Annotated in this window: 23 protein-coding genes; 14 read left to right on the top strand and 9 right to left on the bottom strand. The window is 70.7% G+C overall.

The genetic code is table 11. The features are described from left to right. Positions 1–42: 42 nt before the first annotated feature. Complete coding sequence (locus AB0D34_RS07415; protein WP_362657908.1) at positions 43–666, top strand: PadR family transcriptional regulator; 624 nt, start codon at positions 43–45, stop codon at positions 664–666. Between the two features lie 80 nt (positions 667–746). Here the strand turns inward: AB0D34_RS07415 and AB0D34_RS07420 are convergent, their stop codons facing one another. Together AB0D34_RS07420 and AB0D34_RS07425 are read right to left on the bottom strand one after the other, a co-directional pair. Beyond that, entirely contained in the window at positions 747–1,175 is a 429-nt protein-coding gene (locus tag AB0D34_RS07420; protein ID WP_362657911.1) for an SRPBCC family protein, read from the bottom strand. 61 nt (positions 1,176–1,236) lie between these two features. Next, positions 1,237–1,443 (bottom strand): hypothetical protein, encoded by a 207-nt coding sequence (locus tag AB0D34_RS07425; RefSeq protein WP_362659029.1) that lies wholly within the window; start codon positions 1,441–1,443, stop codon positions 1,237–1,239. Positions 1,444–1,663: 220 nt separating this feature from the next. Here AB0D34_RS07425 and AB0D34_RS07430 point away from each other — a divergent pair, with 220 nt between their 5' ends. The 3 genes from AB0D34_RS07430 (at position 1,664) to AB0D34_RS07440 (ending at position 4,420) form a co-directional block, all read left to right on the top strand. Beyond that, entirely contained in the window at positions 1,664–2,218 is a 555-nt protein-coding gene (locus tag AB0D34_RS07430) for a Clp protease N-terminal domain-containing protein (protein ID WP_362659032.1), read from the top strand. An 87-nt stretch (positions 2,219–2,305) separates the two neighbouring features. Beyond that, on the top strand, positions 2,306–3,304 hold the full coding sequence (locus tag AB0D34_RS07435; RefSeq protein WP_362657914.1) for a DMT family transporter: 999 nt from the start codon (positions 2,306–2,308) through the stop codon (positions 3,302–3,304). Between the two features lie 204 nt (positions 3,305–3,508). Further along, positions 3,509–4,420: a DMT family transporter gene (locus AB0D34_RS07440; RefSeq protein ID WP_362657917.1), complete on the top strand. Its 912-nt coding sequence runs from the start codon at positions 3,509–3,511 to the stop codon at positions 4,418–4,420. Between the two features lie 38 nt (positions 4,421–4,458). On the opposite strand, the gene AB0D34_RS07445 is transcribed toward AB0D34_RS07440, so the two are convergent. Together AB0D34_RS07445 and AB0D34_RS07450 are read right to left on the bottom strand one after the other, a co-directional pair. Beyond that, the gene (locus tag AB0D34_RS07445; RefSeq protein ID WP_362657920.1) at positions 4,459–5,091 is read right to left on the bottom strand and encodes an FMN-binding negative transcriptional regulator; all 633 of its coding nucleotides are present in this window, start codon (positions 5,089–5,091) and stop codon (positions 4,459–4,461) included. Continuing rightward, positions 5,091–5,774 carry a pyridoxamine 5'-phosphate oxidase family protein gene (locus tag AB0D34_RS07450; protein ID WP_362657923.1) on the bottom strand — a complete coding sequence of 228 codons (684 nt, stop codon included), beginning with the start codon at positions 5,772–5,774 and terminating at the stop codon, positions 5,091–5,093. The genes AB0D34_RS07445 and AB0D34_RS07450 overlap by 1 nt, the downstream gene beginning before the upstream one ends. 35 nt (positions 5,775–5,809) lie before the next feature. On the opposite strand from AB0D34_RS07450, the gene AB0D34_RS07455 reads away from it, so the two are divergent. Continuing rightward, positions 5,810–7,141, top strand: a complete 1,332-nt coding sequence (locus tag AB0D34_RS07455; RefSeq protein WP_362657925.1) for an aminotransferase class I/II-fold pyridoxal phosphate-dependent enzyme — start codon at positions 5,810–5,812, stop codon at positions 7,139–7,141. An 18-nt stretch (positions 7,142–7,159) separates the two neighbouring features. Here the strand turns inward: AB0D34_RS07455 and AB0D34_RS07460 are convergent, their stop codons facing one another. After that, a complete protein-coding gene (locus AB0D34_RS07460) occupies positions 7,160–8,191 on the bottom strand; it encodes a DMT family transporter (protein ID WP_362657928.1) in 1,032 nt (343 codons plus the stop codon). A 38-nt stretch (positions 8,192–8,229) separates the two neighbouring features. On the opposite strand from AB0D34_RS07460, the gene AB0D34_RS07465 reads away from it, so the two are divergent. Then, positions 8,230–9,132, top strand: coding sequence for a LysR family transcriptional regulator (locus AB0D34_RS07465; RefSeq protein WP_362657931.1), 903 nt, complete (start codon positions 8,230–8,232; stop codon positions 9,130–9,132). Position 9,133: 1 nt separating this feature from the next. On the opposite strand, the gene AB0D34_RS07470 is transcribed toward AB0D34_RS07465, so the two are convergent. Further along, the gene (locus AB0D34_RS07470; protein WP_362657934.1) at positions 9,134–9,601 is read right to left on the bottom strand and encodes a pyridoxamine 5'-phosphate oxidase family protein; all 468 of its coding nucleotides are present in this window, start codon (positions 9,599–9,601) and stop codon (positions 9,134–9,136) included. Positions 9,602–9,737: 136 nt separating this feature from the next. Between AB0D34_RS07470 and AB0D34_RS07475 the strand changes: the two genes are divergently transcribed. Then, positions 9,738–10,394: a cysteine hydrolase gene (locus AB0D34_RS07475; protein WP_362657937.1), complete on the top strand. Its 657-nt coding sequence runs from the start codon at positions 9,738–9,740 to the stop codon at positions 10,392–10,394. On the opposite strand, the gene AB0D34_RS07480 is transcribed toward AB0D34_RS07475, so the two are convergent. After that, complete coding sequence (locus tag AB0D34_RS07480) at positions 10,381–10,866, bottom strand: Rieske (2Fe-2S) protein (protein ID WP_362657940.1); 486 nt, start codon at positions 10,864–10,866, stop codon at positions 10,381–10,383. The genes AB0D34_RS07475 and AB0D34_RS07480 overlap by 14 nt on opposite strands. A gap of 167 nt (positions 10,867–11,033) precedes the next feature. Here AB0D34_RS07480 and AB0D34_RS07485 point away from each other — a divergent pair, with 167 nt between their 5' ends. The 7 genes from AB0D34_RS07485 to AB0D34_RS07515 all read left to right on the top strand — a co-directional run bounded on the left by AB0D34_RS07485 (position 11,034) and on the right by AB0D34_RS07515 (position 17,192). Further along, positions 11,034–11,798 (top strand): HipA family kinase, encoded by a 765-nt coding sequence (locus tag AB0D34_RS07485; protein WP_362657943.1) that lies wholly within the window; start codon positions 11,034–11,036, stop codon positions 11,796–11,798. Next, positions 11,795–12,244, top strand: a complete 450-nt coding sequence (locus AB0D34_RS07490; RefSeq protein ID WP_362657946.1) for a DUF3037 domain-containing protein — start codon at positions 11,795–11,797, stop codon at positions 12,242–12,244. Before AB0D34_RS07485 ends, AB0D34_RS07490 begins: the two co-directional genes overlap by 4 nt. Positions 12,245–12,412: 168 nt before the next feature. Next, a complete protein-coding gene (fabG, locus tag AB0D34_RS07495) occupies positions 12,413–13,174 on the top strand; it encodes a 3-oxoacyl-ACP reductase FabG (RefSeq protein ID WP_362657949.1) in 762 nt (253 codons plus the stop codon). A gap of 21 nt (positions 13,175–13,195) precedes the next feature. Next, a complete protein-coding gene (locus AB0D34_RS07500; protein ID WP_362657952.1) occupies positions 13,196–13,948 on the top strand; it encodes an SDR family oxidoreductase in 753 nt (250 codons plus the stop codon). Positions 13,949–14,138: 190 nt separating this feature from the next. After that, on the top strand, positions 14,139–15,719 hold the full coding sequence (locus AB0D34_RS07505) for an ABC transporter substrate-binding protein (protein ID WP_362657954.1): 1,581 nt from the start codon (positions 14,139–14,141) through the stop codon (positions 15,717–15,719). A gap of 68 nt (positions 15,720–15,787) precedes the next feature. Further along, positions 15,788–16,471: a uracil-DNA glycosylase gene (locus tag AB0D34_RS07510; RefSeq protein WP_362657957.1), complete on the top strand. Its 684-nt coding sequence runs from the start codon at positions 15,788–15,790 to the stop codon at positions 16,469–16,471. A 202-nt stretch (positions 16,472–16,673) separates the two neighbouring features. Then, positions 16,674–17,192, top strand: coding sequence for a hypothetical protein (locus tag AB0D34_RS07515; protein ID WP_362657960.1), 519 nt, complete (start codon positions 16,674–16,676; stop codon positions 17,190–17,192). 12 nt (positions 17,193–17,204) lie between these two features. Here AB0D34_RS07515 and AB0D34_RS07520 read toward each other — a convergent pair whose 3' ends face one another. After that, entirely contained in the window at positions 17,205–17,747 is a 543-nt protein-coding gene (locus AB0D34_RS07520) for a hypothetical protein (protein WP_362657963.1), read from the bottom strand. A 112-nt stretch (positions 17,748–17,859) separates the two neighbouring features. Continuing rightward, positions 17,860–18,372, bottom strand: coding sequence for a DinB family protein (locus AB0D34_RS07525; protein ID WP_362657966.1), 513 nt, complete (start codon positions 18,370–18,372; stop codon positions 17,860–17,862). Positions 18,373–18,441: the final 69 nt, after the last annotated feature.

The following is an 18,441-nucleotide window of genomic DNA, read 5'->3' on the forward strand; positions in this document are numbered from 1 at the left end:
TGAAGCATCGCGACAGATCAACGATGGAATGGAGTGATTGCGATGCGTTCCCATGGATTCGAGCGTGGACACGGTGGAGCGGGTCACAGGGGCCGTGGTGGCCCCGAGAGCCTGCGTGGCGCCTTCGGGCCTTTCGGTCCGGGCGGTCCCGGTGGCCCCGGTTTCGGGGGCCCGGGATTCGGTCCCGGGCCCTGGGGGCCGAGGGGGAGGGGCGGGCCCAGGGGGAGGGCGCGGCGCGGCGACGTGCGCGCCTCGATCCTGGCGCTGCTCAAGGACCGGCCGATGCACGGCTACGAGATGATCCAGGAGATCGCCGAGCGCAGCGGCGGGGCGTGGAAGCCCAGCCCCGGCTCGGTGTACCCCACCCTCCAGCTGCTGGAGGACGAGGGGCTGATCACCAGTGAGTCCGAGGGCGGCAAGAAGCTGTTCTCGCTCACCGAGCCCGGCCGTACCGCGGCCGACGAGGGCCCCGACGCGCCCTGGGAGGAAGCCTCCCGCGGCATCGACTTCGAGGCGCTCGGCGAGATCCGGCAGGCCGGCTTCGGTCTGATGGAGGCCTTCGGGCAGGTCTGGAAGACCGGCAACAAGGAGCAGCGCGACAAGGCGGTGGCCGTCATCAACGAGGCCCGCAAGAAGCTGTACCTCATCCTCGCCGACGAGGACTGACAGACGAGGACTGCCTGTCGTACGGCGATCAGAGGGCGCCCCGTGGAGCGATCCGCGGGGCGCCCTCCTGCGTGCCGGAGTCACTCCACAAGCCCGGCCAGCTTCCGCAGCGACTCGTTCAGCGCGGCCGTACCGGAGTCCTTGAGCTTGCCCGCCATCAGGGAGACGGCGGCGCCCGTGAACTCGCCGTCGATGCGGACCGTGGTGGCGTCGCCGTCGGGGCCCAGGGTGTAGCGCGTCGCGACGCTCACCGCCATCGGGCCCTTGCCCTGGATGGCGAACAGCCGGGCCGGCTCCACCTGGTCGATGGTCCACTCGACCTCGGCGGGGAACCCCATCAGCTTCATGTTCTCCTGGAAGGTCCCGCCCACTTCGAGAACCGTCGGGCCGCCCTGGGGAAAGCTGGTGTGGGTCGCGTTCCACTCGCCGTAGGCGGACCAGTCCGTGAGCTGTGCCCAGACCTTCTCCGCGGGCGCCTGGATGCGTGCTTCCGCGCTGATTTCGGCCATGCGACCACCTCTTCGTAGCGGGCTGTGGTGTCGCGGAACGTAGCCGTAGCAAGGACAACATTCAATACTGACGAACCGTCAGGAAGTGTGGAGCTCCGCTCAGCCGACCCGGCCGTATCACCGCCGCGTCTAACAGGTCCCACGCGCGCGGGAACGCGCTCTCGTCGTGGCAGTGCCACGCCTCCCAGAACAGGTCGGCGAGCAGCGCGTCCTCCGGGGCGTACACCCGGTACACGTACTGCCTGCCGTCCACGGCCGGCAGGGCCACCAGCCAGCTCCTGCTCTCCACGCTTGTGTGGGACGGGCCGCGGTCGCACCGCGGTTGCGCGAGGGGCGCGCGACAAGAGGGCGCGCGCCCACCAGTTCAGAAAGGCGTGATCTCATCCGTAAGGAGGAGATTCCGGCTCTCCGGGTCCGCTCTGCGTGGGACGCGAAAATGCTTCCCCTCGGGGATGACCCGACTGTGTGAGGCTGATGGGGTGGGGGATGTGCACCCCCGTATCCCCCGGCAGTCCGCCCGCGAACAGGGCGGTCGGCCGCCGGCCGACCCGGACAACGATGCCAGGTTCAGCGCGGAACTGGCAGCGGTGGTGTCCGGTGCCCGCAGACGCGCGCTCCGTGACGGGGACCGGCAGATCGACACCGCCCATCTGCTGCACTCGCTGCTGGACGCCGACGCCGAGGCGTACGCCGTCTTCGAGGCGGAACCGCAGTTGCCCCGGCTGCTCGGCTATCTCGTGCAGCGCAGCATCGGCTACGGACTGCGCTGGCAGGGCACGGTCGAGGACTCCGGTGCCGTCCCCGTCGTGACGACGGCCGAGGGCTTCTCGCCGCTCGCCGGGGGCGCGATGGAGTACGCCTGCGCCCGCGCCGGCCGACGCGACGGCGGACCCGCCCGCGGGACCGACCTGCTCGCGGCGATCCTGGTCGACCCCGACTCCCGCGCCGTCGAGGTGCTGACCCGCGCGGGGATCGACGCCCGGGCGGTGTTCGCGCGGGTCGACGACAGCCTGCGGAGCGGCCCGCAGTACCCCGGGGTCTGACAAAGGCCCCGCCCAAGGTGCGGTCCAGCCGCTGAGACAGGAGTCAACGGGGGTGACGCTCATGTCGTGCCCTGTCATCATGGGCCGGTGCATACGTCTGAGAGCAGCAGGGCCGTCGGCGGCAAGGGTGCCGGACTCGGTCTCGCGCTGGTGTCCGCGCTCGCCTTCGGCGGATCCGGGGTCGCGGCCAAGCCGTTGATCGAGGCGGGGCTGGACCCGCTCCACGTGGTGTGGCTGCGGGTGGCGGGCGCCGCTCTCGTGATGCTGCCGCTCGCCGTGCGCCACCGAGGACTGTTGCGCCGGCGCCCCGCCCTGCTCGCCGGGTTCGGTCTGCTCGGCGTGGCCGGAGTGCAGGCCTTCTACTTCGCCTCGATCTCGCGCATCCCCGTCGGTGTCGCCCTGCTCGTCGAGTACCTCGCCCCCGCCCTGGTGCTCGGCTGGGTCCGGTTCGTGCAGCGCCGGCCGGTCACCCGGGCCGCCGCGCTCGGTGTGGTCCTCGCGGTCGGCGGACTCGCCTGTGTCGTCGAGGTGTGGTCGGGCCTGAGCTTCGACGCCGTCGGACTGCTTCTCGCGCTCGGCGCCGCCTGCTGTCAGGTCGGCTACTTCATCCTGTCCGACCAAGGCAGCGACTCCGGCGAGGAGCCCCCGGACCCGCTCGGCGTGATCGCGTACGGTCTGCTCGTCGGCACCGCCGTCCTGACCGTCGTGGCCCACCCCTGGACCATGGACTTCTCCGTCCTCACGCACCGGGCCGACATGAACGGCACCCCGGTCGCGGCGGGGCTCCTGCTCGGCTGGATCGTGCTCGCCGCCACCGTCGTCGCCTACGTCACCGGCGTGGTCTCGGTGCGCAGGCTCTCCCCGGCGGTGGCCGGAGTCGTGGCCTGCCTCGAAGCCGTCGTCGCGACCGTCCTCGCCTGGGTGCTGCTCGGCGAACACCTCTCGGCCCCCCAGATCGTGGGCGGTGCGGTGGTGCTCCTCGGGGCCTTCATCGCGCAGTCCTCGACCCCGGCCAAGGGCTCGGTGGAGCCGGTCGCGACCGGGGGCGCCGAAAGTCGGTTGTCGGCCCGGGAGACCGCCGCCTAGGCTCCCGGACCATGCATACGCGCACGCTCATCGTCTCTCCGCCGGCCGCCTGAGGCGGGCCCTCCGGAGACCAGGCCCGGCGCCCTGCCGGGCCGAACGGTGCTGCCCGCAGACGAAGTCCGCGGACCCCGCCACGCCGCCTTCGAAACGAGCGGGCGTCCTCTTCCGAACTTCCGCGCCTCGGCGCGACTGCGGAGAGAACACGTGTCGCATGCTTCTTCAGGCCTGCCCGTAGGGCGAGGCCTCGTCTACCTGATCGTCGCCGGCACCACCTGGGGCACCGCCGGAGCGGTCGCCTCCCTCACCTACCGGACCAGTGACCTGGGCCCGGTGTCCCTGTCCTTCTGGCGCTGCGCCGCCGGCCTCCTGGTGCTGCTGGCCGTCCGCCCCGCCCGGCCACGCGCGCGTACGGCCGTCTCGGAGCCCCTCGGCCGAAGGGCGCTGAGATTCGGCGCCTCGGGCGTCGGCCTCGCGGTGTTCCAGACCGCCTACTTCGCCGCCGTACGCTCCACCGGCCTCGCCGTGGCCACGGTCGTCACCCTCGGCGCCGGACCCGTCCTGATCGCGCTCGGGGCCCGCCTGACGCTGGGGGAGCGGCTCGGGCGGAGCGGAGTCGTCGCCGTCGCCGGGGCGCTCGCCGGACTCGGCGTGCTGATGCTCGGCGGTGCGGAGGCGTCCGTACGACCGCTGGGCGTGCTCCTCGGGCTGCTCTCGGCGGCCGGATGCTGTGTGATGACCCTGATCACCCGTGCCGCCCGGGCGGAGTCCTCCGGCACCTCCATCGGGGTCTTCGCCGTCACCAGCCTCTGCCTGCTGCCCTTCGCGTCAGCCGAGGGACTCGTCCCGCACACCGCTCAACCGGCCCTGCTCCTGGGGCTGTTGGTCTACCTCGCGACCGTGCCCACGGCCCTCGCCTACGCCCTGTACTTCGCGGCCGCCGCGGTGGTCCGTTCCACGACGGTCTCCGTGATCATGCTCCTGGAACCGGTGAGCGCTGCGGTGCTGGCCCTGATGCTGTTCGGTGAGCCACTCACCCCGACGACGGTCGTCGGCACCCTTCTCATGCTGGGCGCCGTCGTGGGGCTGGCGGTGACGGAGGCACGCGTGCTCGCCTGACGGGCCGAGGGGCCCTTCGCTGCGAAGGGCCCCTGCGTTCAGGCGCGTTGCCGGCGCAGCAGATGCTCGCGAGCCGCCGCGTCCCCGGGGCCGTCCCGGTCCGCCAGCCTGCCCGCGATCCGGTCCTGCACCTGGGTGGTCCGCTTGCCGGCGTACTTGAACTTCGCCCGCACCCCGGTCACTTCGAGCCGCACCCCGCGGATTCCGGACAGCATCCTTCCGTACGGCTCCTCGCCCACCGTCACCCGCGCGCTGCCCCCCTCCGGCTGGAAGTGTCCTACCTGGCGGTCCAGCAGCGCGGCCTTCTCGGCCGGGTCGTCCACCAGGTGGGCCCGGCAGCGGAGTTGCACGGCCGCGTAGAAACTCGTGGGCACGCCGTGCTCCGAGGGGACACCGGGATCGGCCTGCCACGGGCCGGGGACGTAGGCGTAGTCGTCGACGACGCTCAGCAGGACGTCCGGGTTCGTCTCCAGGGCGCCCCACAGCGGATTGGGCCGCGCGAGATGGGTGACGGCCTCGCCCCGCTCGGGGTCGTAGGCGAAGTGCAGGGGCTGGACGAACGGCGGTTCGCCCGGCGGGCCGTTGACGGCGAGCTGCCCGAAGTCGTGGACGGCTAGCCATTGTTGCCACTCGGCGTCCTCACGGGCCGCGTCCCAGGGGTGGATCAGCATCACAGGCCCGCCAGGTAGTCGGGGACCTCGGTGCCGGGGGCCAGGTCGCCGTCGGCGACGGGGGTGCCGTAGCCCTTGTGCAGCGGGACCACGCCGGCCCAGTGGGGGAGGGCGAGGTCCTCGGGCTCGTCGTTGACACCGCCGGTGCGGAGCTTGGCGGAGACCTCGTCGAGGTCGAGGCGGATGACGGCGGTGGCGGCCAGTTCCTTCTTGTTGGCGGGGCGGGAGTCGAGGGCACGGCCGGGCACGACGTGGTCGACCAGCGCGTCCAGGGCGAGGCGCTTCTCCTCGGGGTCCGTGACGTCGTACGCGAGACCGTGCACCACCACGGACCGGTAGTTGATCGAGTGGTGGAAGGCCGAGCGGGCCAGGATCAGCGCGTCGACATGCGTGACCGTCAGGCACACCGGCAGCCCGGGGTCGGCCTGACCGGTCATCCGCAGCGGACGCGACCCCGTCGAACCGTGCACGTACAGCCGCTCGCCCACCCGGCCGTACAGCGTGGGCAGCACCACCGGGGCGCCGTCCCGGACGAAGCCGAGATGGCAGACGTACCCCTCGTCGAGTATCGAGTGCACCAGTTCCCTGTCGTACGAGGCCCGGCCGGGGGAGCGCGTCGGGACGGTGCGGTCGGTCGGTGCGTAGGCGGTCGGCTCCGGCGTGGTCGCGGTGGTCCCCTGCATTGCGATCTCCATTGCACTAGTGCATAATCTGCTTTGTGCTAGAAGGATATCGGATCGAAGGGCGACGCGCAGCGGAGATTGCGGCCAGCGTCGAGCGTGCGGTGGGTGCGGGACAGCTGGAGCCCGGTCAACTGCTGCCGCCCATGCGGGAGTTGGCTGCCGAGCTGAGCGTGAATCCCAACACGGTCGCGGCCGCGTACCGCACCCTGCGGGAGCGCGGGGTGATCGAGACCGCCGGGCGCAGGGGCAGCCGGGTGCGTTCCAAGCCGGCCACCACGGGACGCGAGTACATCCGCGTGGAAGTCCCGGAGGGCGTGCGGAACGTGGCGAACGGCAACCCGGATCCGGCGCTGCTGCCGCCTCTGGGTCCTGCCTTCGCGGCGGCCGCCGAACGCGGCGACCGGGAGCCCGTTCTCTACGGAGAAGCGACGGTGGACCCGGAACTCGCGCGCCTCGCACGAAAGGCACTGCACGCGGACGGAGTCCCGGACGGCCCGCTCGCCCTCGCCTCCGGCTCCCTCGACGTGATCGAGCGTGTCCTGACCGCCCACCTCAAGCCGGGCGACACAGTTGCCGTGGAGGACCCCGGCTGGGGCAGCCTCCTCGACCTCGTCCCGGCGCTCGGCCTGCGCACGGCCCCGGTGGGCGTGGACGACGAGGGCCCGCGCCCCGAAGACGTAGGCCGTGCCCTGGAGTCGGGCGCCCGGGCCCTGATCGTCACCGACCGGGCCCAGAACCCGACCGGCGCCTCGGTGACCGCCACACGCGCGCGTGCCCTGCGCGCGGTCCTGGCGGACCACCCGCACACCCTCCTGATCGAGGACGACCACGGCCACGGCATCGTCGACCTCCCCCTGCACCCCCTGGCCGGAGCCACCCGCCACTGGGCCTTCGTCCGCTCTGTGGCCAAGGCCTACGGCCCCGACCTGCGCCTGGCCGTCCTCACCGGCGACGAGACCACGGTCGACCGCGTCCACGGCCGCCACCGCCTGGGCCCCGGCTGGGTCAGCCGGATCACCCAGCGGGCGGTGGTCCACCTGTGGGCCGACGGCGTACTGGACACGAGGGAGGTGGCGGCGGCGTACGGCGAGCGCCGGGACCGGCTGATCGGCGCGCTGGCGGAGCGGGGAGTGGAGGCCCATGGCCGCAGCGGCCTCAACGTCTGGATCCCGGTCCCGGACGAGACGGGCGCGGTCTCCCGCCTCCTCCACGCGGGCTGGGCGGTGGCTCCGGGAGCCCGCTTCAGGATGAACGCGCCGCAGGGGATCCGGGTGACCGTGGCGACCTTGACGGCGGAAGAGGCCACCCTCTTGGCAGACGCGATCGCGAGGGCGCTGGGTCCGGCACCGACCCGTAATTACGTCTAAGGGCGAGTGGAGCTGCCCTTAGGGGCGCGAGGAACTGCGCGACCAGCCCCCACGCACGCGCAGCCGCAAACGATCGCTACCCGCCACCCCATCAGGCGCCCTCCGCACCTGAGTCAGCGCAGCCCCCGCAAGAACAACCACCGCCCCCACCGGCGTCGACCAACTCAGCGACTCACCCAGCACCACAACCCCCGCCCCCGTGGCGATCACCGGAATGAAATACGTGACCATCTGCGCGGTCGTCGGCCCGACCTCCGCGACCAACCCGTACTGGATCAGCAGCGCCAACCCCGTACCCAGCGCCCCCAACGCCGCGATCGCAAGCAACGGCACCACGTCGACCTGTGTCGGCACCCCGGCGAACACCACTGTGACGACCGCCAGTTGAACCATCGCCAAGAACAACTGCGCCCCCGTCAGCGATATATGGGAGTACCCCACCCCCGCCAGCGTCCGACGCACGTAGATCCACCCGATCGGATAGCTGAGCGAGGCAGACAGGGCCATCACGGTGCCGGCGAAGTCCAGCCCGCTGAACCCCTCCCACGCACCGAGAACCGTCAGCACCCCCAGGAACCCGAGCCCGAGCCCCGCGACCCGCACGCGCGTGGGCCGGTCCTCGGACAACGCGACGACGGACAAAAGCATCCCCCACAGCGGCGAAGTCGCGTTGCAGATCCCCGCAAGCGTGGACGGAATCGTCAGCTCCGAGTACGCGAAGAGCGAGAACGGCAGCGCGTTCAACAGGAACGCGGCGATCGCCAGATGCCCCCAGGTCCGCGCCCGGCGAGGGAGCCGCTCCCGCTTCACCACCATCGCCGCCGCGAGCACCAGCGTGCCGAACATCAACCGCCCGAAGGTGACCTGGAAGGGCGCGTACCCGTCCGTGCCCACCTTGATGAGCAGAAAGCTGAACCCCCAGATCAGCGAGAGCACGCCGAAGCGCAGGCGCCAGTCGAGGGCGGGGCGGCGAGAAGCCCGAGCCGGGGCTTCGGTGACGGTCGCGGTGGTCATGCCGACCACGATCCGGCACACGATCTCGTAGCACAAGCGAGTTTTCGCGCGGAGTATCTCGTAGTATTGCTTACATGTTGAACCTGGAGCGCCTGCGCACCCTCGACGCCCTCGCCCGGCACGGCTCGGTCAGCGGTGCCGCCGAGGGGCTGCACATCACGACGTCGGCCGTCTCGCAGCAGATGTCCAAGCTGGAGCGCGAGGTCGGCCAGCAGCTCCTGGCCAAGAACGGCAGGGGTGTGCGGCTCACCGACGCGGGCCGTCTGCTGGCCGAGCACGCGGCCCGCATCCTGTCCCAGGTCGAGCTCGCCCAGTCCGACCTGGAGGCCCAACGCGGGCAGGTGGTAGGTGAGTTGCGGCTGGCCGCGTTCCCGACGGCCGCGCGGGGACTGTTCCCAGTCGCGTTGTCGGGACTGCGCGACCGGCATCCGGGCCTGCGGATCAGCTCACGCGAGACAGAACCGGAATCCGCCGTCCTCGGCGTGCTCCGCGGTGACCACGACCTCGCGGTCGTCCTCGACTGGTACAACAAGCCGCTCCCCATGCCCGAGGGCCTGGCCAAGGCGTCGATCGTCGACGACACGGCCGACGTGGCGATGCCCGCCACCCACCGCCACGCCCACCGGAGCGAGGTCGACCTGGAGGACTTCGCCGACGACGACTGGGTCACCTGGGGCGAGGGCGAGTTCTGCCACGAGTGGCTGATGCACACCCTGCGCTCCAAGGGCGTCGAACCGCGCGTCGCGCACCGCGCGGAGGAACATCCGACCCAACTCGCCCTGGTCGCCGCCGGGCTGGGTGTGTGCGTGGCGCCCCGGCTCGGGCGCGGGCCGGTCCCGGACGGCGTACGGACCGTGCCCGTACGGCAGTCGGTGCGCCGCCACATCTACGCCGTGTGGCGCGCGGACGCCGACCGCCGCCCGTCGATCAGGGCGGCGGTCGAGGCACTGAAGTCGGCCGCGGAGGAGGTTGTCTGATTCAGACCGAGCCCAGCTTGCGGAAGTCCCACGAGACGATCTTCTCGGGCGTCAGCCGTATCCAGGCGTGCCGGCCGTCGTGGGGCATCTCCTCCAGGCGGAAGTTCTTGCGGGCGAACAGCGTCTCGGGGACGTCGAGTTCGGCGCAGAGCTCGCCGGTGCGCGGGGCCTCGCCCACGAACTCCACGGTCCCGGACAGCTCGACGCCCTGGAGTTCGTCGTACTCCTCGCCCGTGTCCACCACGATCGCGACCCGAGGATCGCGGCGCAGGTCCGTCCAGCGCTTGCTGCGCACGACGGAGTACAGCCACATCGAGGAGCCGTCCCAGGCGAACCAGAGCGTGCTCACATGCGGGGCGCCATCGGCGGACACCGTGGCGACCCGGCAGGTGCGCTGGCTGGTGAGGAACTCGTCCAGCTCGCCCGGCGTCATCATGATCTTCCGGCCCCGACGCTGAGTGACGGTCATACGTCCCCCTCTTTCTCTCACGTCGTGTCAGAGGAGATCCTCTGACATCACGTCAGAAAAGGATGGGTCGTCTTCCGTCCCCACGCAATGGTGGCTACTGTCACCGGCTCCGGACCATCGGCGACCAGGGGGAACCGTGCCGTCGTACGAACGACTCCGCGAACTGCTCGATCCCGGGACCACCGTCCTGCTCACCGTCGAGTGCCAGCAGGGCGTCGTCGGACCGGACAGCGCACTGCCCGAACTCGCCCGCGAGGCAAGGACGTCCGGCGCTCTCGCCAACGTCGCCCGGCTGGTCGCCGCCGCCCACGAGAGCGGGGTCCAGGTGATCCACGCGCTCGCCGAACGCCGCCCCGACGGCCGTGGCGCCAGCCGCAACGCCCGCCTCTTCCGGGCCGCCGAACGCCTGCCCGTCCAGCAACTGGCCGGTACGGCGGCGGTGCGGGTGGCCGCCCCGATCGAGGTGACCGAGGAGGACTTCGTCGTACGAAGGCTCCACGGACTGTCCCCGATCCACGGCACCGAAGTCGACGCGCTGCTGCGCAACCTCGGCTGCCGCACGCTGGTCGTGACAGGGGTCTCGGCCAACGTGGCGATCCCGAACGCCGTCTTCGACGCCGTGAACCGCGGCTACACCGTCGTCGTGCCGGGCGACGCCATCGCGGGGGTGCCCTCCGACTACACCCCCGCGATGATCCGCCACACCCTCGCGTTGGTCGCCACGGTCGCGACCACGGACGAGGTGCTGGGCGGCCTGACGCGGCCCCGGCGGACAGGGGTCACGCCAGTGTGATCGAGTCCCCGCTCACGGTGATCTGCTTGGCCGGCAGCGGCTGGGTCGCGGGACCCTTCTTGACGCTGCCGTCCTCGACCGAGAACTCGCTGTTGTGGCACGGACAGTGGATCACGCCCTTGGCGACGCTCCCGACCGCGCAACCCGCGTGCGTGCACTTGGACGAGAACGCCTTGTAGGTGCCCGCTGTCGGCTGGGTGACCACCACGCCCTGGTCCTTGAAGATCGTGCCGCCACCCTCGGGGATGTCGGACGTCTTCGCCAGGGCGGTGCCGCCGGAGCCGGTGTCGGAGCTCGAGCTCGACCCTCCGCCGCTCGCGTTCGCGTCCGCCTGGCTGCTGGAGGAGGAGTCGGACGAGTCGTCGCCCGATCCGCACGCGGTCAGCGCGACGGCGAGTCCGGCCGCGCCCACCGCCGCCACGACGGTACGACGTGCAGGAACCGGAACGGGATGGGGCAGTTCGCTGGTCATGCTGACATTCCTTCCAACGCGGACTTGGTGCAGCTGCTCAGGGGTACGGTCGTCCGACGCCTCTTGTTCAGACGATGTCGAGATCTAAACGCGTTCGACCTCAGAGTCGGGTAAAGCGGAGCTGTCGCTTCGCTGTCGGCCCGCGAGTCGGCCAGTAACCTGGGGCGATGCTCAAGGAAGCCATCGTGACCCGCTACATCGCGCCCCTGCGTGAGGGCGGTTCACTGCCGGGGCTCGTCGAGGCCGACGACCACGGGACGTACGTCCTCAAGTTCAGCGGCGCCGGACAGGGCCGTAAGACGCTGGTCGCCGAGGTGGTGGTCGGAGAGCTCGCACGGCGGCTCGGCTTCCGGGTGCCGCGGCTCGTGACCCTGGACCTCGACCCGGACCTGGGGCTCGGCGAGCCCGACGAGCGGGTGCAGGAGCTGCTGAGGTCCAGCGGCGGCACCAACCTCGGCATGGACTTCCTCTCCGGAGCGCTCGGCTTCGATCACCTCGCCTTCGCGGTGGGCCCCGAGGAGGCCGGCCGGATCGTCTGGTTCGACGCGCTGGTCAACAACGTCGACCGCTCCTGGCGCAACCCCAACCTGCTGTGGTGGCAGGGCGAGGTGTGGCTCATCGACCACGGCGCGACCATGATCTGGCAGCACAACTGGCCCGGCGCCGAGAAGTCCGCCGCCCGTCCCTACGACGCCTCGGACCACGTCCTGGGGCCCTTCGCGCCGGATGTCGCCGCGGCCGCCGCCGAGCTGGCCCCGCAGGTCACCGAGGACCTGCTCGCCGAGGTCACCGCTGAGATCCCGGACGTCTGGCTGGCGGACGAACCCGGCTTCGACACCCCGGACGACCTGAGAAGGGCCTACGCCCGGCCCCTGCTGACGCGGGCCGCCGAGGTCCACGAGCGCATCACGGGAATCGAGGGAGACAAGTGAGCGAGCGCCACATCCACATGGCCGGCAGTGTGGTCGAGCGCCATGTCATCAAGGGCGGTCCGGGCAGCGGCCGGGAGGTCTACGAGTACGCCCTGCTGCGGGTCGTGCCCCGGATCGAGCGCGGCGAGTGCATCAACGCCGGGGTGCTCGTGTACTGCCGGGCCAGGGCCTACGTCGGAGTGCGCACCCACCTCGACGAGGCCCGGCTGCGCGCGCTCGACCCGGACGCGGACGTGGCCGGCGTCCGGGCCGCGCTCCGGGCCGTCGAAGGGGCCTGCGCCGGGGGCGAGGCGGCCGGGAAGGAGGCGCGCGAGGAGGCGGGCCGGCGCTTCCGCTGGCTGATCGCGCCCCGCTCGACCGTCGTCCAGCCGGGGCCCGTGCACACCGGGCTCACCACCGATCCGGCCGCCGAGCCGGAGCGCCTGCTCGACCTGCTGGTGAGGTAATGGATCACACCGTGCTCGTGTGACGTTGACACCGCGTGCCAGGGCTTCTAGCGTCACCTCCACCGAAGGTACTAAGCGGTCGCTCACCGGCTGGGCCGCACCTTCGCAGGGCGATTCCCAGCAGGGTGATTCCCCAGGGCGAAATTCTCGAGGGCGAGGAGAACCAGAATGTCCAGCACAGAGCAGCGCGTAGCCGTCGTCACCGGTGCCGCGCGCGGCATCGGCGCCGCCACCGCCGTACGACTGGCGGCCGAGGGTCGCGCGGTCGCCGTGATCGACCTCGACGAGGCCGCCTGCAAGGACACCGTGGAGAAGATCACCGCGGCCGGCGGCCGGGCGATCGCGGTCGGCGCGGACGTCTCCGACGAGGCCCAGGTGCAGGCCGCCATCGCGCGCGTGGTCGAGGAGCTCGGCGCTCCCACCATCCTGGTCAACAACGCGGGCGTGCTCCGCGACAACCTGCTGTTCAAGATGAGCGTCTCCGACTGGGACACCGTCCTGAACGTGCACCTCAAGGGCTCGTTCCTGGTGACCAAGGCCATCCAGAAGCACATGGTGGACGCGGGCTTCGGCCGGATCGTCAACCTGTCGTCGTCCTCGGCGCTCGGCAACCGCGGCCAGGCCAACTACTCCGCCGCCAAGGCCGGTCTCCAGGGCTTCACCAAGACCCTCGCCATCGAGCTCGGCAAGTTCGGCATCACCGCCAACGCCGTCGCCCCCGGCTTCATCGCCACCGACATGACCGCCGCCACCGCCGAGCGCGTGGGCATGGGCTTCGAGGAGTTCAAGGCCGCGGCCGCCACCCAGATCCCGGTCGCGCGCGTGGGCGAGGCCGAGGACATCGCCAACGCGATCGCCTTCTTCACGGGCGAGGCGGCCGGATTCGTCTCCGGCCAGGTGCTGTACGTCGCCGGCGGACCGCTCGACTAGGGATCACGGAGAACCACGGACATGACTGAACTCTCCGGCAAGGTCGCGCTCATCACGGGCGCCAGCCGCGGTATCGGGTACGGAGTCGCCGAGGCGCTCGTCGCGCGCGGCGACCGGGTCGTCATCACCGGCCGCAACGAGGACGCCCTCAAGGAGGCCGTCGAGCAGCTCGGCGCCGACCGGGCCATCGGTGTGGCAGGCAAGGCGCACGACGAGGCCCACCAGGCCGTCGCCGTCGAGCGCGCCATGGAAGCCTTCGGACGAGTCGACTACCTGGTCAACAACGCCGGTACCAATCCGGTGTTCGGGCCGATCGCCGACCTCGACCTGAACGTGGCGCGCAAGGTCTTCGAGACCAACGTGATCTCCGCGCTCGGCTTCGCGCAGAAGACCTGGCACGCCTGGCAGAAGGACAACGGCGGCGCGATCGTCAACATCGCCTCCGTCGCGGGCATCGCGCCCTCGCCCTTCATCGCCGCGTACGGCGTCAGCAAGGCCGCGCTGATCAACCTCACCCAGCAGCTGGCGCACGAGTTCGCGCCGGGGGTGCGGGTCAACGCGATCGCCCCGGCCGTCGTGAAGACCAAGTTCGCCTCCGCGCTGTACGAGGGGCGCGAGGCCGAGGCCGCCGCGTCCTACCCGCTGGCCCGGCTCGGCGTGCCCTCCGACATCGGCGGCGCCGCGGCCTTCCTGACCTCGGCGCAGTCCGACTGGGTCACCGGTCAGACGCTCGTCGTCGACGGCGGCATCTTCCTCAACGCCGGCGTGGGCTGAGCCTCTCCCGTCCGACACGGGCGCTTGTTTACAGCGACAGCGCCCGTGTCGAGCACAAAAGCCGCACACGGGCATTACAGGGCCATCACCAGTCCGGTGATCAAGACGGCCGTGAACGAGGCGGTTGAGTGTGCGCGGCGCTGCGGTATGTTTTGCCGACCCTTGGTACGGCATTTCGAGGAGCAAGCGCGTGTTCAAGCGGAACCGGTACCTGCCGCCCCTCGCGGCCCTCGTGTCCATATCCACGGTGGCCGGATGCGGGGTGTTCTCCTCGGACTCCTCCGACGACGGCAAGACCATCGTGGTGGGAACCACCAGCGCCCCGGCCACGCTGGACCCCGCGGCCTCCTGGGACAACTCCTGGGAGCTGTTCCGCAACGTCTACCAGACGCTCCTGAACTACAGCCCCGGTGGCTCCGATCCGGAACCCGACGCCGCCGAGAGCTGCGAGTTCACGGACACGTCGAGCACCGAGTACAGCTGCACCCTGCGCGAGGGCCTGAAGTTCTCCGACGGGGACCCGCTGAACGCCGAGGCCGTCAAGTACTCGTTCGACCGGATCAGGAAGATCAACGTCAACGGCGGCCCCGCGGGCCTGCTGGGAACGCTCTCCCGGGTGCAGGTGAAGAACGACCGCGAGGTGGTCTTCCATCTCACCCAGCCCGACGCCACCTTCCCCCTGGTGCTCACCACGCCGGCCATGTCGATCGTGGACCCCGACGACTACCCGGCGAACGCTCTCCGCAAGGACGGGAAGATCACCGGCTCGGGCCCCTACAGCCTCGACTCCTACGAGGAGGGCGTGAAGGCCGGCCTCGTCCGCAACGACAACTACAAGGGCATAGCGGACCTCAAGAACGACGCCGTCACCATCCGCTACTTCCCGCAGTCGGACGAGATGGTCAAGGCCCTCAAGAACAAGGAGATCTCGGTCGTCTACCGCGGGCTCGGCGCCTCCGACACCGTGGACATCGAGGTCAACCAGCAGAAGGAGGGGCTCCAGCTGGTGGAGAACCCCACCACCGAGATCAGTTACCTGGTGTTCAACCCCAGCGACCCGTGGGCCGCCAAGCCCGCGGTCCGCAAGGCCGTCGCCCAGATCGTCGACCGCCCGGCCCTCGTGCACTACGTCTACAAGGACACCGTCGAGCCGCTGTACTCGATGGTCCCGGCCGGACTCACCGGCCACACCACGAGCTTCTTCGACGACTTCGGTGACCCCAGTGTCGCCAAGGCCAAGAAGATGCTCACGGCGGCGGGGATCACCGAGCGCGTCCCGCTGACCCTCTGGTACACCAGCGACCGCTACGGCTCGACGACCAAGCCCGCCTTCGAGGAGCTGAAGAAGCAGCTGGAGGCGTCCGGCCTCTTCACGATCACCCTCAAGAGCCGCCCGTGGAAGACCTACGTCGAGGGCTACCAGAAGGGCGAGTACCCGGTGTTCGGGCGCGGCTGGTTCCCCGACTTCCACGACGCCGACAACTTCATCGCGCCCTTCGTGGGCGAGCAGAACGCGCTCGGCACCCCGTACGACGCCCCGGAGATCACCGGCAGGCTGCTGCCGGAGTCCCGCGCGGAGAGCGACCGCGGGGCCGTGGGCCCGCAGATCGAGGACGCCCAGCAGGTCTTCGCGAACGACGCACGGCTGCTGCCGCTGTGGCAGGGCAAGCAGTACGTGGCCGCGAACGAGGAGATCGCCGGCCTGGAGAAGGTCATCGACCCGGCGACCATGATGACGATGTGGGAGCTGTACTGGAAGACCAGCTGGTAGCAGCGATTGTCAGTGGACGCCTGTAGGTTCTGAGGCCTGCAAGTGACCGCACATCGTGAGGAATTGACGTGACCGACATCGCCATGCTTCCCGAGTCCTGGCGCGGGGTTCTGGGCGACGAGCTCCAGCAGCCCTACTTCAAGGAGCTGACGGAGTTCGTCGAGGACGAGCGGGCGAAGGGTCCCGTCTACCCGCCGCGCGAGGAGGTCTTCGCCGCCCTCGACGCGACGCCGTACGACCGGGTGAAGGTCCTGATCCTCGGCCAGGACCCGTACCACGGCGAGGGCCAGGGGCACGGCCTGTGCTTCTCGGTCCGCCCCGGCGTCAGGACCCCGCCCTCCCTCCGGAACATCTACAAGGAGATGAAGGAGGAACTGGGCACCGGGATCCCCGACAACGGCTACCTCATGCCGTGGGCCCAGCAGGGCGTCCTGCTGCTCAACGCGGTGCTCACGGTCCGCTCCGGCGAGGCCAACTCGCACAAGGGCAAGGGCTGGGAGAAGTTCACCGACGCGGTGATCCGCGCGGTGGCCGAGCGGCCCGACCCGGCGGTCTTCGTACTGTGGGGCAACTACGCCCAGAAGAAGCTCCCCCTGATCGACGAGAGCCGCCATGTGGTGGTCAAGGGGGCGCATCCCTCTCCGCTGTCGGCCAAGAAGTTCTTCGGCTCCCGCCCCTTCACCCAGATCAACGAGGCGGTCGCCCGGCAGGGCCACGAGCCGATCGACTGGACGATCCCGAACCTCGGCTGACCCCCCGCAACCGGGCCGGTGCCGCAGGGATCCGGCCCGCTGCACGCAGCTGTGAACCGACGGGGTCCCTGCCGGGACCCGGAACCGACGACAACGCCGCGGATGGGCGTACCCGGCCACGCGCCGCCGACGTGATCCGCCGTACAGGCCCTAGCGTCGGAAGGGACGAGCGACCACATCCGACGAAGGCCCGGAGGACGCGGTGACGGAGCGACAGGAGCAGACGGCGCCTGATGCCGTGATGACACGGATCGGGCAGGTCGTCATGCTGTGCCACGCGGGGGACCGCGAGGAGGCCCGGCACCGCTTCCTGGACCTGTGGACGGAGATCGGCGAGGACGGCGACCCGCTGCACCGCTGCACGCTCGCGCACTACATGGCCGACGCCCAGGACGACCCCTGCGACGAACTGGCCTGGGACCTCAGGGCGTTGACAGCCGCGGAGGAACTCACCGACGACCGCCTGGCCCGGCACGAAGAAGCGCTCGCCGTGCGCGCCCTGTACCCGTCGCTGCATCTGAATCTGGCCGCGGACTATGTGCGGCTCGGCCGTACGGACGCCGCCCGCACCCATGTCCGCCGGGCCCGCAGAGCGTCGGCCGCCCTCGGGGAGGACACCTACAGCGACGGGGTGCGGGCCGCGATCAGCAGACTGGAACTGCGACTCGGTGAAACGGGCTCCGCCGACGGAGGATGGGGGCCGCCGAGGCAGCGGCCCTGAACCCCGGGAGACTCAACGACCGTACGTCTGGTCGCAGATGACCGACTCCGGGCTGCCCTCCCGCCAACGTCCGTACTTCTTGCCCAGCGCGCACACGTCCTGCGCGTTCCTGGGCACCGACTTGGGAACCGACTTCGCCACGTCCGGGATCTCCACACGCGGTTGCCTGGGGTGCCGTGCCTCCGGGTGCCGGGGTTCCGGATGCGCCGGGCGCCCGGGGTGCTCCGGATGTTCCGGACGCGTGTGGGCCGGCTGTCCCTTCTGCGGCTGCTCCGGGGTCGCCGCGGCCCCGGAACCCGTACCGCGCGGCGCGCCGCCGCTCGGCTTCGAGGACCTGGACGGGGCGATCATGGACAGCGCCTCCTGGGCCGGGGCCTGCACGATCTGCGGCTCCGCCTGACCGTCCGGACGGGCGTCCCCCGGTCCCGGCAGCTGGGAAGGAGCTGTGGACGGCGGTGGCCCGGACACCGGTGGACGCTGGATCGTCACACAGCCGGTGAGGGCCGAGACAGCCACGGTGACCAGGAGCGTTGCGGTAGTCGTGGTTCGATGCACCCGCGCCACTCTGCTGGGTCGGGCGACCCGGACGACAGCGGACAAGCGGAGGTTGCCCCGCACGGGTGATCTCCGCCCCCGAACGGCGTGCTCGGGCCTCCCTGTGCTGACGTCAGTCGCCGGTCGTGCCGTCGATGCGCTCGCGGAGCAGGTCGGCGTGACCGTTGTGGCGGGCGTACTCCTCGATCATGTGGGTGTGGATCCAGCGGAGGTTGAACCGCTCGCCGCTCCTGCGGTGCTTGCCCACGCTGATGTCGTCCAGGCCGAAGCGGGCCGCGATGCTCCGGGCCGCCTCGATCTCGGCCTGCCAGGTGGCGTGGGCCTCCTCCCAGGTGTCGGCCTCGGCGATGTGGAAGTCGCCGTCCGGGTCGGCTTCGCTGTAGTAGATCGGCCCCGCGTTCTCGTCGGCCATGACCCTGCGGTACCAGCTCCGCTCCACCTCGGCCATGTGCCGCACCAGGCCCATCAGGGACAGCGTGGACGGCTCCACGGCGGCCGTCCGCAGCTGGGCGTCGGTGAGACCTTCGCATTTCCAGGCGAGGGTCTCGCGGTGGTAGTCCAGCCAGCCGTCCAGCATGCTGCGTTCGTCGGCGGTGGTCGAGGGTTCGGTGCGCTTGATCGTCATGTACGCATCCTTTCCCGGTTCGTCCATGGCCACCATCGGTTTTCGGGCGCCCTCCGCGTCCCCGGCAGC

The sequence above is a fragment of the Streptomyces sp. NPDC048420 genome (genome assembly GCF_040651535.1).
GTDB lineage: Bacteria > Actinomycetota > Actinomycetes > Streptomycetales > Streptomycetaceae > Streptomyces.

What these genes read in the sequence shown, in the direction of transcription:
- AB0D34_RS07465 (WP_362657931.1), top strand. Translation starts at nt 8,230, where the DNA reads ATGTTGAACCTGGAGCGCCTGCGCACCCTCGACGCCCTCGCCCGGCAC.
- AB0D34_RS07420 (WP_362657911.1), bottom strand. Translation starts at nt 1,175, where the DNA reads ATGGCCGAAATCAGCGCGGAAGCACGCATCCAGGCGCCCGCGGAGAAG.
- AB0D34_RS07525 (WP_362657966.1), bottom strand. Translation starts at nt 18,372, where the DNA reads ATGACGATCAAGCGCACCGAACCCTCGACCACCGCCGACGAACGCAGC.
- AB0D34_RS07445 (WP_362657920.1), bottom strand. Translation starts at nt 5,091, where the DNA reads ATGCTGATCCACCCCTGGGACGCGGCCCGTGAGGACGCCGAGTGGCAA.
- AB0D34_RS07500 (WP_362657952.1), top strand. Translation starts at nt 13,196, where the DNA reads ATGACTGAACTCTCCGGCAAGGTCGCGCTCATCACGGGCGCCAGCCGC.
- AB0D34_RS07480 (WP_362657940.1), bottom strand. Translation starts at nt 10,866, where the DNA reads ATGACCAGCGAACTGCCCCATCCCGTTCCGGTTCCTGCACGTCGTACC.
- AB0D34_RS07415 (WP_362657908.1), top strand. Translation starts at nt 43, where the DNA reads ATGCGTTCCCATGGATTCGAGCGTGGACACGGTGGAGCGGGTCACAGG.
- AB0D34_RS07450 (WP_362657923.1), bottom strand. Translation starts at nt 5,774, where the DNA reads ATGCAGGGGACCACCGCGACCACGCCGGAGCCGACCGCCTACGCACCG.
- AB0D34_RS07470 (WP_362657934.1), bottom strand. Translation starts at nt 9,601, where the DNA reads ATGACCGTCACTCAGCGTCGGGGCCGGAAGATCATGATGACGCCGGGC.
- AB0D34_RS07485 (WP_362657943.1), top strand. Translation starts at nt 11,034, where the DNA reads ATGCTCAAGGAAGCCATCGTGACCCGCTACATCGCGCCCCTGCGTGAG.
- fabG (WP_362657949.1), top strand. Translation starts at nt 12,413, where the DNA reads ATGTCCAGCACAGAGCAGCGCGTAGCCGTCGTCACCGGTGCCGCGCGC.